Below are 13,162 nucleotides of genomic sequence, written 5' to 3' on the forward strand. Positions count from 1 at the left end.
GTGTCGGGGTCGGCGTCGGCGTGCTCGCGGCGTCGGAGGGCGGGGCGGTGACGGTCTCGGTCACGGTCGGGGTCGCCGCACCGCCGTCCGCTCCGTCCGCGCCGGAACACCCCGTCAGCAGCGCGGCCAGGGTCGCAGTGGTCAGGATCAGGGCGGCTCTCGTCAGGCGCATGCCTCCACGCTGCCTGCCCCGCCGAGCGGTCGCCCGCATCGTTACCGGGCCGTGTCCCTCCCCGGCGCTCCGAAAGCATGCCTGTTCAAGCGCCGCGAGCCCGGCTCCCGCCCGCGCCCTGCGACACTGCTCCCATGCGGGGGAAGCAGCAGGACACGATCGAGGTCGCCGATGACCGGATCGACGGACCACACGGCCCGGTCCCCGTCCGGCGGTACCGACCGCTGGACCGGAGCGCCAGCGTGGGACCCCCGACCCTGGTCTGGGTGCACGGCGGCGGGTTCTTCCGGGGCGACCTCGACCTGCCGGAGTCCGACGCCGTCGCACGGGCGCTCGCCGAGCGCGGGCTGCCGGTCGTGACCGTCGACTACCGCCTCGGACCGCTGCCCGGGCTGCCGTGGCTCGGCCGGGGTGGAGCGCGAGGGCGACGACGGGCACCGCACGCGCGGGACGAGATCGTCGCCGTGCTCGGCCATCTGCACGATGAGGCACCGTCCGCCGGCCTGCTGCTCGGTGGGGCGAGCGCCGGTGCGTGCCTGGGGGCATCCGCGGTCGCGACCGCACCGCCGCTGGCCGGCCTCGTGCTGACCTACGGGTTCTTCCACGCCCGGCTCCCCCGTGACCGGGCGGTGCGGCGACTCGTCCGAGGCCACCGGCGACTCACGCACGCGCCGCTGTTGCTCGACCTGAGCAACCGGGCGTACGCGGGTGGCCGCCCCACGGCGGTCTACCCGGAGTCCGACGACCTCGGCGGGTTCCCCCGCACCCTGCTGGTCGACGCCGAGCGGGACGTGATGCGCGCCTCGGGCGAGCGCTTCGCGGACGAGCTCGAGGCTGCGGGCATCGAGGTCGAACGACACGTCCTGCCGGACAGCCGTCACGCGTTCCTCAACCGCCCCGGCACGCGGGACTTCGACGACACGATCGGACGCATCATGGACTGGGCCGACCGGACCCCCATCCGCTGAACGCTCATCCATCTGCGAACGGCGGACATCCGGGGACGGCACGCCCGCGGCGGACGTACTCTGGAAACGGAAGCAACGGCGGTTCCGAATCCCCTTCGCCACGCTCCCTGCCGTGGCGTCTCACCACCGTGACGAAGAGTTCCATCGTGACCGAACACCTCATCGAGTACGTCGCCCGCGACCGCACGGGCATCACCGCCGTCGTGACACCGACCGGTGTCATCGACGTGGACACCGTGATCCAGCACATCCGCGCCGGCCACGCGGGCTACTACGTGGCTGCCGACTCGTGGAAGCGCACCCCGGTCCGGAGCATGTCCTTCATCGGCGGGACCTACCTGTTCGCCAACTGGGACGGATCGAAGCGGAACATGCTGCACGACCTGGCCTTCCGCTCACCGACCCGTTCGATCGAGACGCCCCACGAGCCGGAGTCGCGGTTCTCGCGGTTCCTCGACGCGCTGTTCGGCAGGCGCACACAGCAGCTCTGAACCAGCCCTATGCCCGTCACGGCGCCTGATTAGACGGGTACGTGCGGTGCAGGTGACCGCCTGGAGGCGCGGCGTGCGTCGCGGACGCGGGTCGCGCCTCCAGGCGGTCGCGTCGGTCAGCGGACCGACTTGATGGGCAGGATCACCAGGGCGCCGAGGATGACGGCGACGCCGGCACCCCAGAGCATGAGCGTGTAGTTCTGGCCGCCACCGATGCCGAGCAGGAACAGACCGACGGCGGGGGCGAGTGACTGCGGCAGGGCGTTCGCGATGTTGATGACGCCGAGGTCCTTGCCGGGGCGCTCCGGGTCGGGCAGCACGTCGACGACCAGGGCGGTGTCGATGGCGGCGTAGATGCCGAAGGCGAAACCGAGGACGATCTCGGCGAAGTAGAACCCGCCGACACTGTCGACGTGGGCCAGGATCACCAGGCCGACGGCGGTCATGGCCGTCGAACCCCAGACGAAGACCTTGCGACGCTGGATCCGGTCGGACACCCAGCCGGAGACGGCCGCACTGACGAGCAGGGCGATCGTGTAGAGCAGGACGCCGAACGCGACGACCCCGACCGCTTCGCCCTGCGGGAGCCCGATGCGGTCCTGCATGTAGAGGAGTCGGTACGTCGTGAACATGAACGTGCCGAAGGTGATGAGGAAGCGGCCCCACCAGGCGAGCCCGAAGTCGCGGTGCTTGATCGGGTTCGTCCAGAACGAGCTGATCAGGTTGATCCAGCTGAAGGGCTTGACCGGCGTCGTCGGCAGGTCGTCACGGGCGACGAACGAGTACACGAGGACCGCGACGATCGCCAGGACGCCCGGTGCGATGAACAGGACCGGCAGGTTGCCGACCAGGTACACGGCCAGGTAGAGCCCGGCCAGGATCGCGATGTTCTGTGCCAGGGCGATGACGCTCGAGGCCTTGCCGCGCTGGAACTCCGGCACGTTGTCGGCGAAGCTCGCTGTCAGCGTGGACAGGACGGCGTTGGCGGAGACCTGCGCCAGCACCCAGGCCAGGGTGAGCTGCAGCACGTCGGGCGAGAACGCGAGCCAGGCGAGGGAACCGACGAAGACGACGACACCGCCGACCATCCAGGGGCGGCGACGGCCCCACCGCGTGCGGGTGCGGTCGGAGAGCGCGCCGAACAGGGGGTTGGCGAACAGGGCGCCGAGCGCTCCGAACGGCAGGACCGAGCCGACGACGGTCTCGGGGCTCGTCGGGTTCAGCTCCGTCGCCTTGATCGACATGCTCACGAAGACCGGGGTGAGCAGGGCGACGAACAGGCCGAACTGGGCGAAGCTGAGGCCCCAGAGGTAGCCGCGGCCCACCCGGACGGTGCTGACGGACTGCGTGATGCCCTCGACCGAGAACGCTCGGGACGCCGCGGCGTCCGTGGCGGTGGCGCCGGCGGCTGCGGTGACCGCTGGGGACGCGGTCCCGGCGATGCCCCGCGTGGGTTCTTCCTTCGACGTCGGTGTCGACATGACTCCTCCTTGAGTCACAGGGGGCTTCGGCGCCCGCTGAATCCCTAGTGCTGCTAGGTGATCGGGACTGTAGCACCGGAAACCTCGTGCCGGAAGGTTTTGCGCTGTTTGTTTCGTCGGGGCGGACGGATGCGTGCGGACGCGTGCGGATGCGTGCGGACGCAGAACGACACCGCCGCTGTCGGAGGACAACGACGGTGTCGTTCTGCATCGACCCGCAGGCCGGAAAGGAGCCGCTAGTGCTCGCCGTCCTCTTCCGGGTTGAAGTGCGAGTCGTCACCCGTGTGCCCCGCGGCGAGGCCGTCGGGGTTGTTCGGGATGGTGTTGTCGTCGCCGAGGCCGCCCGGCTTCTCGGTGCCCTCGGAGTCGTTCTTCGGGGCGTCGTGCGTGTTGTCACTGTCGGTCATGAGCTGCTCCAGTGCAGAGATCGATCCGGCAGCACTGCCGCCGGTGGTACTGAGGACTCGGACAGTACGTGGCGCACCTCGGAAACCGCCGTCCGACCGGGGGAAGCGGATGACAGGGACCGGGGCGATCGGTAGATTGTTCAACAACCCGCGACGACAGGGAGCACCCGTGACGACGATCGACCTGAACAGCGACCTGGGCGAGGGCTTCGGTGCCTGGGCCATGGGCGACGACGCCGCGATGCTCGACGTCGTCTCGAGCGCCAACGTCGCCTGCGGGTTCCACGCCGGCGACCCGACGATCATGCTCGCCACCGCCCGCGCCGCCGCCGAGCGTGGTGTGGCGATCGGCGCGCACGTGGCCTACCGCGACCTGATCGGCTTCGGCCGCCGGCCCGTGCACGTCACCCCCGACGAGCTGTACGCCGACGTCGTCCACCAGCTCGGCGCGATGGCCGCCACCGCGCACGTCGCGGGCACGGCCGTCACCTACGTCAAGCCGCACGGCGCCCTGTACAACACCGCCTGCGCCGACCCGGTGCAGGCCGAGGCCGTCGTCCGTGCCGTGGCCGACGTCGACCCGTCGCTCGCCGTGCTCGCGCTGCCCGGGTCGGAGCTGCTGCTGGCGGCCGAGCGGCACGGGCTCCGCGCGGTGAGCGAGTCCTTCGCCGACCGCGCCTACGAACCCGACGGCTCGCTGGTGTCGCGGAAGCAGCCGGGGTCGGTGCTGCACGACCCGGACGAGGTCGCAGCCCGGGTGCTCCGCATGGTCACCGACGGGGTCGCGACCGCTGTCGACGGGTCCGAGATCGCCGTGCGTGCCGACTCGGTCTGCGTGCACGGCGACTCCCCCGACGCGGTCGCGATGGCCCGGGCCATCCGAGCGCTGCTGACCGAGCACGGCGTGACGATCGCGCCCTTCGGGCCGTGACGGGTCCCGAGGTCCGCTCCGCGGGCGGCACCGCACTCCTCGCCACGTTCGGGTCCCTCGCCGACGTCGTCGCCTTCCGCGCCGGACTCGCACAGGCCACCCTGCCGGGGCTGACCGAGGTCGTCTCCGGCGCCCGGACACTGCTGCTCCGGTTCGACCCGACCGCGACGGACGCCGGGCGGCTCCGCACGGAACTCACGCAGGTCGTCCCGGTCAGTGCCACGCTCGAAGCGCACGACACCGAGCCACTCGTCATCCCCGTCACCTACGACGGCGAGGACCTCGAAACCGTCACCGAACTGACCGGCATGCGGCACGACGAGCTCGTGGCGTGGCACACCGGGCAGCTCTGGACGAGCGCGTTCTGCGGCTTCGCCCCCGGCTTCAGCTACCTGACCGGCAGCGATCGGCCGCTCGACCTGTCCCGCCGCAGCACCGCCCGGACGGCCGTCCCGAGCGGGGCCGTCGCGTTGGCCGGCGAGTTCAGCGCCGTCTACCCCAGGACCTCCCCCGGCGGCTGGCAGCTCATCGGCCGCACCGACGTGCCGATGTGGTCGCTCGAGCGCACACCCCCGGCGCTCGCGCCCGCCGGCACGCTCGTCCGCTTCGTCGTGGCGGGTGCGGCATGACCGCGCTGACCGTCGTGCAGGTCGGCTACGGCGCGACCACGCAGGACCTCGGGCGCCCGGGCTTCAGCGACATGGGCCTCGGCGCGGCCGGGGCCGCCGACCGTGGCTCCGCGGCACTCGCCAACCGGCTGGTCGGCAACCGTCCCGACGCGGCCGTCCTGGAGGCCCTGCTCGGCTCCGTCACGCTCCACGCCGACGCGTACGTGGTCGCGGCCACCACCGGCGCGGCCTGCCCCGTCGAGGTCGAGCGGGCGGACGGATCGGTCCGCGGTGCCGCCTCGCACGAGGTGCTGCTGCTGGCCCCGGGCGACACGCTCCGGATCGGCACCGCGACCGTGGGCCTGCGCACCTACGTCGCGGTCCTCGGGGGCTTCGCGGTCGACCCGGTGCTCGGCAGCCGCTCGTGGGACTCCCTCGCGCGCCTCGGTCCGCCGCCGTTGTCGGCCGGTGACGTCCTGCCCGTCGGTGACGCGCGGGTGTCGTGGCCGATCGTCGACGCGGTGCCGCAGCCCGAGCCGCGGTGGCCCGACGAGCCGGTCGTGCTCGACGTGGTGCCCGGACCGCGCGACGACTGGTTCACCCCGGAGTGGCGTTCGACCCTGACCGGCCAGGACTTCTCCGTCAGTGCGGACAGCGACCGTGTGGGGGTCCGCACCACGGCCGCGACGCCGCTCGCCCGCTCCGTGGCACGCGAGCTGCCGAGCGAGGGTGTCGAGACCGGGTCACTGCAGGTGCCACCCGAGGGCTTCCCCGTGCTGTTCCTCGCCGACCACCCGGTGACCGGCGGCTACCCGGTCGTCGCGGTCCTGACACCGTCGTCGATCGACCTCGCTGCGCAGCTCCGTCCGGGCGATCCGCTCCGGTTCCGCATCCTCGGCTGACCGACCCGGAACAAGCGCAGGGGGTCAGGGGTTGGCTTGGACACCGCTGACGAAAGGTTCCCCATGTCGATGACCGTCCTGCTCGAGGTCCAGTTCCAGAGCGACGCCCCCGAAGACGCACTCCAGGGTGCGATCCGCGAGACGCTCGAACAGACCGCGTCGTTCCACGGCCTGGAGTCGCTCGAGGTCCTGGTCGACGACGAGGACCCGGCGCGCATGGTCGTCGTCGAGTCGTGGACGACCGCCGAGGACCACGACACCTACGTGGCCTGGCGTGCGACGCCGGAGGGTGCTCCGGCGATGGCGCCGTTCCTCGCCGCGACGCCGGTCACCCGCACCTTCGCGCGGACTCTCCCGCTCGACTGAGCGCACGCCGACGCCGACGCCGGTGCCGCGGCACGACGACGGCGCGATCGCTCAGATCGAGTCGTCGCCGGCGTCGAGCGGCACCGGTCGGTCGTCGTCGGGGAGCAGTTCGTCGTCCGCGTCGTCGACCACCGGCAGGTCGTCGGGGTCGAGCACGGTCGGCTCCGGCTCGTAGTCGGTCTCCTGCGCCTCGCGGAAGTCGTCGAGGGTCTCGTCGTCCTTCGGATCGCTCATGGCCCCGAAGGTACCTCCGGATCCTCGACGTGTCCGCAGATGTTGAGCGCTCCTGACGACGGTCAGCGAGCGGCGTGCTCCCGAGCCTCCATGGCGTCCCAGGCGAAGCTCGCCAGCCAGTGGGTGGAGTAGTACTCCTCGCCCACGCTCGCCGCGAGCCCCGAGGTCAGCAGCCGGTCGGCCGCGTCGTCGAGCAGGTCGGCGACGCCGGTGCCGGAGTCGTCCGGACCGCCGGCGCGGAGTGCGTCTGCGATGCGCCGGGCCGATCCCGCCCGCGACAGGTCGAGCCCGAACAGGTGCACCTGCTGCGGGTCGTTCTCGTCACGGACAACAGTCGACCGCAGGATCGCGTCGCCCGGCTGCACCGCGGCGAAGAAGCCGCGGGCCCACGTGGCGAACTCAGCGGCGGGCAGCACCGCCCGCATCAGGTCGGCTTCGGCGAGGCCCGCGGACAGGAAGTCGTGCCCGCTCCGCTCCCAGGCGAACGGCCACCCGGCGTCCGCGCCGAACCAGTCCTTCGCAGCCCCCTCGACCGCTGCCGCCAGGGCCGGACGGTCGAGCGACCGGGCGGCCTCGAGCACGAGCAGCAGCCCGAACGCGGAGTTCGAGTGCACGCCGTGCCGGACGGGGTGCGCGGCGCCGTCGATCCACCGGACGACCAGGTCTTCGAGGACGTCGACGACGGGTGCGAACCCCGGTGCCAGTGCCCGGACGGCGGGCGCCTCGGATGCCGAGACCTCTGCGGCGAGCCGCGCGAGCCAGGCCCAGCCGTAGGGGCGCTCGTAGTGCGGTGTCTCACGCAGGTAGGCGGCCTCGGTCGCGAGGTGATCCGTCGTGAGGTGCGCCTGCAGGATCGAGGTGAGCCGGGCCTCCAGGTCGGTGGGCAGGCCGTGCGCGACCAGGCGTGCCGCGAGCCAGTGCATGTGCACGGACGAGTGCCAGTCGTACGACGTGGCGAAGGCGGGGTGGAGCTCGACGGGCAGGGCTCGGTCGTCCGGTCCGGACGTCGCGTGGTGCGCGGCGTACGGGTACTCGCGGGTCGTGTTGTCCGCGGCGACGGCCGCGAAGCGGTCGGCCCAGGCGGCCCGGGTCAGGTCGATCGGGGCGGCATCAGAATGCGACAAGGTACATGACTCCCATGTTGACGACGAGCAGGATGGCGGCGGTCGGGATCTGCGCCTTGATCGGGCCGTACTTGTCCCGCATCTCGAGCAGGGCAGCCGGCACCAGGTTGAAGTTCGCGGCCATCGGGGTGACGAGCGTGCCGCAGAAGCCGGCGAGCATGCCGATCGCGAAGATCGCGGCGGGGTTGCCGTCGAAGCCCTGCACCAGGACGGGCCAGCCGATCGCGGCCGTCATGATCGGGAACGCGGCGAACGCGTTGCCCATGATGATCGTGAACAGGGCCATGCCGAGGCAGTAGACGACCACGGCGGCGAGCAGCGAGCCGTCGGGCAGGACCGACTTGATGATGGTGCCGACGGCGTCACCGACCCCGGCCTGGGTGAAGACGATGCCGAGCGTCGAGAGCATCTGCGGCAGCAGCGCCGCCCAGCCGATCGCCTGCAGCAGGCGACCGCCCTCGCGGATCGGGGTGGCGATCTTCGGCGGGCGCAGGACGAACACGGCCACGACCACGGCGAGCACCGAGCCGATGCCCAGACCGGTCAGGGTCGCACTGCCCTCGGCGAGGAGCGGTTCGCCGCCGAACGAGACGAGGGGGCCGAGCGTCGCGACCAGCACGGCGACCACCGGCACCACGAGGGCCGGGATGAAGAGCCGGTTGCCGTACTTCGTCGCGAAGGCGGCGCGCTCGTCCGGACTGGTGGTGGCGAGCACACTCGTGCTGCCGCTGCCGGCGTCCGTGATCTTCTGCGTCACGCCGGTGGGCTCGGCGGGGCCGGTCTCGGCACCGGTGCCCGCGCCGGGGATGCTCGCGACCCGGGTGCGGCTCGTCGTCCCGGTGAAGCCGAGTCCGGCGAGCGCGACCATCACGAGGACGGCGATCCCGAGCGTCCAGGCCGGCACGGTGCCGGCGGCGACGAAGGTGCCGTAGAAGAACGACAGCCCGAGGATGCCCCAGAACGCCGCGTTGCCCAGGCGCTTCGCGTGCGCGGTGTCGGTGACGATCAGGACGGCGACGGCGATGAAGAACGCGCCGATGAGCCAGTAGAGCCATTCGCTGGTGATCACGCTGCTGCCCCCAGGGTCGGGGCGTCGGCACGGGCGTCCGCCGCCATCTTGTCGAGTCGGCGGTCGAACAGCAGCAGGCGTCCGCCGTGCACGATGAGTGCCGCGATGCCCGTCGGGATCGCCCACAGGGCCAGGTCGATCGGTTCGAGCGACAGCCCGTAGGTCGAGTCGACGAACGTCGTGATGAGCAGGATCGAGCCGACGGCGACGAAGACGTCCTCGCCGAAGAACACGCCGACGGTGTCAGATGACGCCGAGTAGCCCTTGATCTTCTCGCGCATGCGGTCGTCGATCCGCCCGTACTTCTTGGTCGCCGCACCCTCGGCCATCGGGTAGACCAGCGGGCGCACGGTCTGCGCCGGGCCACCGATGCTCGTCAGGCCGACCGCCGCGGTGACCTGCCGGATCACCAGGTAGCCGGCGAGCAGACGACCGGTCGTGAGCTTGTCGAGCTTCGCGATCAGGCGCTTCGCCTGGTCCTGCAGGCCGTAGCGCTCGATCAGACCGATGACGGGCAGGACGAGCGCGAAGGTCGTGACGGACCGGCTCGAGGCGAACCCGTTGCCGAACGCGTCGAGGATGCCGACGGGACCGATCCCGCCGATGGCCGCGGTCACGATGCCCGCGACCGTGACGACGAGGAGCGCATTGATGCGCAATGCGAAGCCGACGATGACGACGGCGACGCCGATGAGGACGAACATGCGGGACAGTCTGGACCGCATTGTTCAACAATCGCAAGAGCCGGTTCTGCTCTGTAACACGCCCTTCACAAACGCCACCCGTGCCAGGATCGGTGCCATGACCCGAACCGTCGGCGGCGCTGACTCCACGGCCACGCGGTTGCGCACCATGATCGCGTCGGGTGGGTTCTCCCCCGGGGCGCAGCTGTCCGAGGAGCGGTTGAGCGACCAGCTCGGGGTCTCGCGGAACACCCTGCGCGAGGCCTTCCGGCTGCTCGCCCGCGACCGTCTGGTCGAGCACGTGTTCAACCGCGGGGTGTTCGTCCGACGCCTCTCCGCCGCCGACGTCACCGATCTCTACGCGGCTCGGCGGGTGCTCGAAGAGGCAGCCGTCCGTGCCTGCACCCCCGACGCACCGGCACTCGCCGAGGCCGCCGCAGCGGTCGCCGACGCCCGGGCAGCAGCGTCCGCGGGCGACTGGGGCGCGGTCGGCACCGCCGACATCCGATTCCACGCCGAGCTCGTGCGCGCGGTGCCGAGCGAGCGGATCCACGCCCTGATGGACGGCCTGCTCGCCGAGATGCGGCTCGCCTTCCTGACCACCGCGGACCCGGCCTCGTTCCACGCCGACTTCGTCGAACGCAACGACGCGATCGTGTCCGCGTTGCGCGGTGGTGACCAGGACGCGGCCTCGGCGCTGCTCGCCGACTACCTCGACGACGCGGAGCGGACGCTGCGGGTCGCCGCCGGCGCAGCCGACTGAGGGGCGGCCAGGAGGCCCGGTGCGGCCCCGTCCCGCACGCTCGGCCCCAGCGCCCTCACGCTGGTGCTCGCGGACCCTTCGGTCAGGACTTCCCGCCGAGCAGGGCGGCGACCGCGTCCACCACGACCTGGCGACGCCGCGGCGGCGTCACGGCCTGCACCAGCGGCTCGTACTCCGGAGCGGTCGCGCTCCAGAACGCAGCGGCGTGCAGGACGAGCCCGAGGAGCACCGCCGGACGGAACGCCCGCGGCAGGACCCCGGCGCGCTGCGCGTGCTCGACCTCGGCCACCGCGTCGGCGTAGCTCGTCGCGACGGACTCGAGCGGGACGTCGGCACGCTCCAGCCGGTGCCAGGTCGCGAGCCGCTGGGCCCAGGGGCGACGGACGTACGAGTCGTGCACCCGGCCGGCCCAGGCGGCGAGGTCGGCGGTGTCGAGTGGAGCCTCGGCGAACGTCTCGGTCACAGTGTCCGCGACGAGGGCGTCGAACAGCCCCTCCTTGCCGCCGAAGTAGTGGAAGACCTGCGCCTTGTTGCTCGACGCCGCGGCACCGATCCGTTCGACCCTGCCGGCGGCCAGTCCGACCGCGGCGAACTCGTCCCGCGCGGCGAGCAGGAGCCGGGCGCGCATCGCGTCAGCGGCGGGGGGCGTGAATCGGGCCATGGCCACCACCGTACCGATCACGCGGCCCGCAGCGCTGGAGTGCACCGCAGCAGCTTCAGGCCCGCTGTCTCCGCACAGCACTCCAGAGGACCAGCGCAAGCGTCAACAGGACGCCGGCGACCACGGCCCCCTGGACGAAGGCAGCAGAGCCGTCGAAGAAGACGAGTCCGACGAGCAGCCCTGCCCCGAGACCGGCTACTGCCCGGACAGGCGTGACGGGCATCCGCTGGTGCCGTGGTCCGCGACCACAGCCCGACGGGAGGCGCGGTGCGGCCCCGCACCGCGCCTCCCGTCCGTCACCCGAAGCGACCGTTGACGTAGTCGGCGGTGCGCGGATCCTGCGGTGTCTGGAACATCGCGTCGGTCGGGCCGTGCTCGACGATCGCACCGGGTGTCCCGGCCTCGGCCAGGAAGAACGCGCAGCGGTCGGAGACGCGCTGCGCCTGCTGCATGTTGTGCGTGACGATGACGATCGTCACGTCGGTGGCGAGCTCCGTGATCGTCTGCTCGATGCGCCGGGTCGACGTGGGGTCGAGGGCGGAGCACGGCTCGTCCATCAGGAGCACCCGCGGACGGACGGCGAGCGAACGGGCGATGCAGAGCCGCTGCTGCTGCCCACCGGACAGACCGCCGCCGGGTTGCCGAAGGCGGTCCTTGACCTCGTTCCACAGGCCCGCCTTGGTCAGGGTCTCCTCGACGAGCGCGGCCTTCGCGGCCTTGTCGAGCCGCACGCCCGTCAGGGCGAGTCCTGCGAGCACGTTGTCCTGGATGCTCATCGCGGGGAACGGGTTCGGCTTCTGGAAGACCATGCCGATCTGCCGCCGGGCCTCGGTGATGCGCCGGGACGCGTCGTAGATGTCGACGTCGTCGAGGAGCACCTCACCCGCGAGCGACGCCGTGGGGACGAGCTCGTGCATGCGGTTGAGCGTGCGGAGGAACGTGCTCTTGCCGCAGCCGGACGGTCCGATCAGGGCGGTGACCTGGCCGGCCGGCATGGTCAGCGAAACACGGTCGAGCACCTTGTGGTCGCCGAACCAGGCGGAGACGGATCGGGCGTCGAGCGTCGCGGGCAGGGTCGACGGATCCGGTGCCGGCGGCACGCGGTCGAACCAGCTGTCGAACTCGGCGAGGAGGGTTTCGGTTTCTGTTCCGGGCATCGTGGTCTCTTCGGTCACATCAGGTTGGGCAGGAGGACGGTGAGCTGGGACGCCGCGGAGAGCCCGACGGCGAGCACCACCGGGACGGCGACGACGAGTGTCTGCCGACGGCCCCAGAAGCGCATCCCGACCGCGAACAGCGCGACCATGCCGGCCAGGACGATCAGGCCGAGCACGAGGAACGGCCACACCGAGCCGTCACCGGCCATCGTCAGTTCGGCGGGGGCGAGTGCGGCGTAGCCGAACGACGGCGTCGGGGTGGGAGCGGCCTTCGAGACCAGTTCGGCGTCGACGCGGACGACGGAGTCGGGCAGGAACGGCAGCCCGGCGGCGGAGACCAGGGTGAGCCGACCGTCGCCGGCCTCGAGCGGTGCGGGGACGTGGTCGCCGGTGCGGCGGACGTCGATGACCCGGTACTTCGCGGTCCCCTGCCCGGTCGTCGCGGTGATGACGGCACCCTTGTCGAGCTGGTCGATGCGACCGAAGGGGCCGCCGTAGGCGGTCTGGCGCCCGTAGACGACGCTCGCGCCGACCTGACCGGGCAGCGGGGTGTCCCGACGGTGGCCGGGGCCGGAGCGGGTGGTCTCCGACGTGGTGCCCTGCAGCACGACCGTGTCGAGGCCGAGCGCCGGCACCCGGACGATCGCGACGGGGGTGCCCTCGGGGACCAGGCGGCCGTCGGTGCCGGTCTGGCCGACCGGGGCGGTGGCGTTGGCGAGCTCGTAGCGGAACGCATCACGGGCGAGCTGCTGGTCGCGCGAGTACGTGACCTGCGACACGGCGGTGAACTGCAGCGCGAAGCCGACGAGCAACAGCCCGACGACGACGATCGCCGACCCGCTGAACCGCCAGCGGTCGGGGGCGCCGAGGACCGGGATCGCCCGGGCGGCGGGGCCGGCGGACTCGTGGGACCAGCCACTGACCGGCCGGGTCGGACGCCGGGTGCGGGACGGACGGAGCGCTCGGATCGGCCGCCACGTCCGGACGGCGCGACGGCGGCCGCTCGCGTCCGGTTCGCCGGTGGGTCGCCGGCCCGGCAACCAGGAGGTGAAGCTCGTCATCGATCCGTCCGTCGGGGTGTTCGGGGTGTTCGGGGTGTGGTGTCTTCGGGGGTGGAGTCTTCGGGGTGGGGCACCCGGCCGGTC

The 13,162-nt window shown here is 72.0% G+C and carries 16 protein-coding genes; 7 read left to right on the forward strand and 9 right to left on the reverse strand.

Features of this window, described 5'->3' with window-relative positions; all coding sequences use genetic code 11:
* Positions 1 to 306: 306 nt before the first annotated feature.
* Together DEJ06_RS17675 and DEJ06_RS17680 are read left to right on the forward strand one after the other, a co-directional pair.
* Complete coding sequence (locus DEJ06_RS17675; RefSeq protein ID WP_181436887.1) at positions 307 to 1,140, forward strand: alpha/beta hydrolase; 834 nt, start codon at positions 307 to 309, stop codon at positions 1,138 to 1,140.
* Between the two features lie 146 nt (positions 1,141 to 1,286).
* A complete protein-coding gene (locus DEJ06_RS17680) occupies positions 1,287 to 1,631 on the forward strand; it encodes a hypothetical protein (protein WP_111040196.1) in 345 nt (114 codons plus the stop codon).
* Between the two features lie 116 nt (positions 1,632 to 1,747).
* Here DEJ06_RS17680 and DEJ06_RS17685 read toward each other — a convergent pair whose 3' ends face one another.
* Both DEJ06_RS17685 and DEJ06_RS18460 read right to left on the reverse strand, forming a co-directional pair.
* Entirely contained in the window at positions 1,748 to 3,112 is a 1,365-nt protein-coding gene (locus DEJ06_RS17685; protein WP_111032730.1) for an MFS transporter, read from the reverse strand.
* A gap of 236 nt (positions 3,113 to 3,348) precedes the next feature.
* Positions 3,349 to 3,519 (reverse strand): hypothetical protein, encoded by a 171-nt coding sequence (locus DEJ06_RS18460; RefSeq protein WP_164941189.1) that lies wholly within the window; start codon positions 3,517 to 3,519, stop codon positions 3,349 to 3,351.
* 169 nt (positions 3,520 to 3,688) lie between these two features.
* Here DEJ06_RS18460 and DEJ06_RS17690 point away from each other — a divergent pair, with 169 nt between their 5' ends.
* From DEJ06_RS17690 to DEJ06_RS17705, 4 genes are all read left to right on the forward strand, one after another.
* Positions 3,689 to 4,450 (forward strand): LamB/YcsF family protein, encoded by a 762-nt coding sequence (locus DEJ06_RS17690; protein WP_111040197.1) that lies wholly within the window; start codon positions 3,689 to 3,691, stop codon positions 4,448 to 4,450.
* Entirely contained in the window at positions 4,447 to 5,079 is a 633-nt protein-coding gene (locus DEJ06_RS17695) for an allophanate hydrolase subunit 1 (protein WP_111040198.1), read from the forward strand. Before DEJ06_RS17690 ends, DEJ06_RS17695 begins: the two co-directional genes overlap by 4 nt.
* Positions 5,076 to 5,960, forward strand: a complete 885-nt coding sequence (locus tag DEJ06_RS17700; protein WP_111040199.1) for a biotin-dependent carboxyltransferase family protein — start codon at positions 5,076 to 5,078, stop codon at positions 5,958 to 5,960. Before DEJ06_RS17695 ends, DEJ06_RS17700 begins: the two co-directional genes overlap by 4 nt.
* A gap of 63 nt (positions 5,961 to 6,023) precedes the next feature.
* Positions 6,024 to 6,326 (forward strand): putative quinol monooxygenase, encoded by a 303-nt coding sequence (locus DEJ06_RS17705; protein WP_111024724.1) that lies wholly within the window; start codon positions 6,024 to 6,026, stop codon positions 6,324 to 6,326.
* A 51-nt stretch (positions 6,327 to 6,377) separates the two neighbouring features.
* Here the strand turns inward: DEJ06_RS17705 and DEJ06_RS17710 are convergent, their stop codons facing one another.
* From DEJ06_RS17710 to DEJ06_RS17725, 4 genes are all read right to left on the reverse strand, one after another.
* On the reverse strand, positions 6,378 to 6,560 hold the full coding sequence (locus DEJ06_RS17710; RefSeq protein WP_111040200.1) for a hypothetical protein: 183 nt from the start codon (positions 6,558 to 6,560) through the stop codon (positions 6,378 to 6,380).
* 62 nt (positions 6,561 to 6,622) lie between these two features.
* On the reverse strand, positions 6,623 to 7,684 hold the full coding sequence (locus tag DEJ06_RS17715) for a DUF2891 domain-containing protein (RefSeq protein WP_258372532.1): 1,062 nt from the start codon (positions 7,682 to 7,684) through the stop codon (positions 6,623 to 6,625).
* A complete protein-coding gene (locus tag DEJ06_RS17720) occupies positions 7,671 to 8,753 on the reverse strand; it encodes a DUF979 domain-containing protein (protein ID WP_111040201.1) in 1,083 nt (360 codons plus the stop codon). The genes DEJ06_RS17715 and DEJ06_RS17720 overlap by 14 nt, the downstream gene beginning before the upstream one ends.
* Entirely contained in the window at positions 8,750 to 9,457 is a 708-nt protein-coding gene (locus tag DEJ06_RS17725) for a DUF969 domain-containing protein (protein WP_027465970.1), read from the reverse strand. The genes DEJ06_RS17720 and DEJ06_RS17725 overlap by 4 nt, the downstream gene beginning before the upstream one ends.
* 97 nt (positions 9,458 to 9,554) lie before the next feature.
* Between DEJ06_RS17725 and DEJ06_RS17730 the strand changes: the two genes are divergently transcribed.
* The gene (locus DEJ06_RS17730) at positions 9,555 to 10,199 is read left to right on the forward strand and encodes a GntR family transcriptional regulator (RefSeq protein ID WP_111024726.1); all 645 of its coding nucleotides are present in this window, start codon (positions 9,555 to 9,557) and stop codon (positions 10,197 to 10,199) included.
* 82 nt (positions 10,200 to 10,281) lie between these two features.
* On the opposite strand, the gene DEJ06_RS17735 is transcribed toward DEJ06_RS17730, so the two are convergent.
* From DEJ06_RS17735 to DEJ06_RS17745, 3 genes are all read right to left on the reverse strand, one after another.
* Entirely contained in the window at positions 10,282 to 10,860 is a 579-nt protein-coding gene (locus DEJ06_RS17735; RefSeq protein ID WP_111040202.1) for a TetR family transcriptional regulator, read from the reverse strand.
* Positions 10,861 to 11,156: 296 nt separating this feature from the next.
* Positions 11,157 to 11,933: a phosphate ABC transporter ATP-binding protein gene (locus DEJ06_RS17740; protein ID WP_228513776.1), complete on the reverse strand. Its 777-nt coding sequence runs from the start codon at positions 11,931 to 11,933 to the stop codon at positions 11,157 to 11,159.
* Positions 11,934 to 12,031: 98 nt separating this feature from the next.
* Positions 12,032 to 13,078, reverse strand: coding sequence for a sortase (locus DEJ06_RS17745; RefSeq protein ID WP_111040203.1), 1,047 nt, complete (start codon positions 13,076 to 13,078; stop codon positions 12,032 to 12,034).
* Positions 13,079 to 13,162: the final 84 nt, after the last annotated feature.

This window comes from Curtobacterium sp. MCLR17_051 (assembly GCF_003234395.1).
GTDB classification, from domain to species: domain Bacteria; phylum Actinomycetota; class Actinomycetes; order Actinomycetales; family Microbacteriaceae; genus Curtobacterium; species Curtobacterium flaccumfaciens.

What these genes read in the sequence shown, in the direction of transcription:
- DEJ06_RS17735 (WP_111040202.1), bottom strand. Translation starts at nt 10,860, where the DNA reads ATGGCCCGATTCACGCCCCCCGCCGCTGACGCGATGCGCGCCCGGCTC.
- DEJ06_RS17705 (WP_111024724.1), top strand. Translation starts at nt 6,024, where the DNA reads ATGTCGATGACCGTCCTGCTCGAGGTCCAGTTCCAGAGCGACGCCCCC.
- DEJ06_RS17745 (WP_111040203.1), bottom strand. Translation starts at nt 13,078, where the DNA reads ATGACGAGCTTCACCTCCTGGTTGCCGGGCCGGCGACCCACCGGCGAA.
- DEJ06_RS17710 (WP_111040200.1), bottom strand. Translation starts at nt 6,560, where the DNA reads ATGAGCGATCCGAAGGACGACGAGACCCTCGACGACTTCCGCGAGGCG.
- DEJ06_RS17730 (WP_111024726.1), top strand. Translation starts at nt 9,555, where the DNA reads ATGACCCGAACCGTCGGCGGCGCTGACTCCACGGCCACGCGGTTGCGC.
- DEJ06_RS17725 (WP_027465970.1), bottom strand. Translation starts at nt 9,457, where the DNA reads ATGTTCGTCCTCATCGGCGTCGCCGTCGTCATCGTCGGCTTCGCATTG.
- DEJ06_RS17675 (WP_181436887.1), top strand. Translation starts at nt 307, where the DNA reads ATGCGGGGGAAGCAGCAGGACACGATCGAGGTCGCCGATGACCGGATC.
- DEJ06_RS17685 (WP_111032730.1), bottom strand. Translation starts at nt 3,112, where the DNA reads ATGTCGACACCGACGTCGAAGGAAGAACCCACGCGGGGCATCGCCGGG.
- DEJ06_RS17700 (WP_111040199.1), top strand. Translation starts at nt 5,076, where the DNA reads ATGACCGCGCTGACCGTCGTGCAGGTCGGCTACGGCGCGACCACGCAG.
- DEJ06_RS18460 (WP_164941189.1), bottom strand. Translation starts at nt 3,519, where the DNA reads ATGACCGACAGTGACAACACGCACGACGCCCCGAAGAACGACTCCGAG.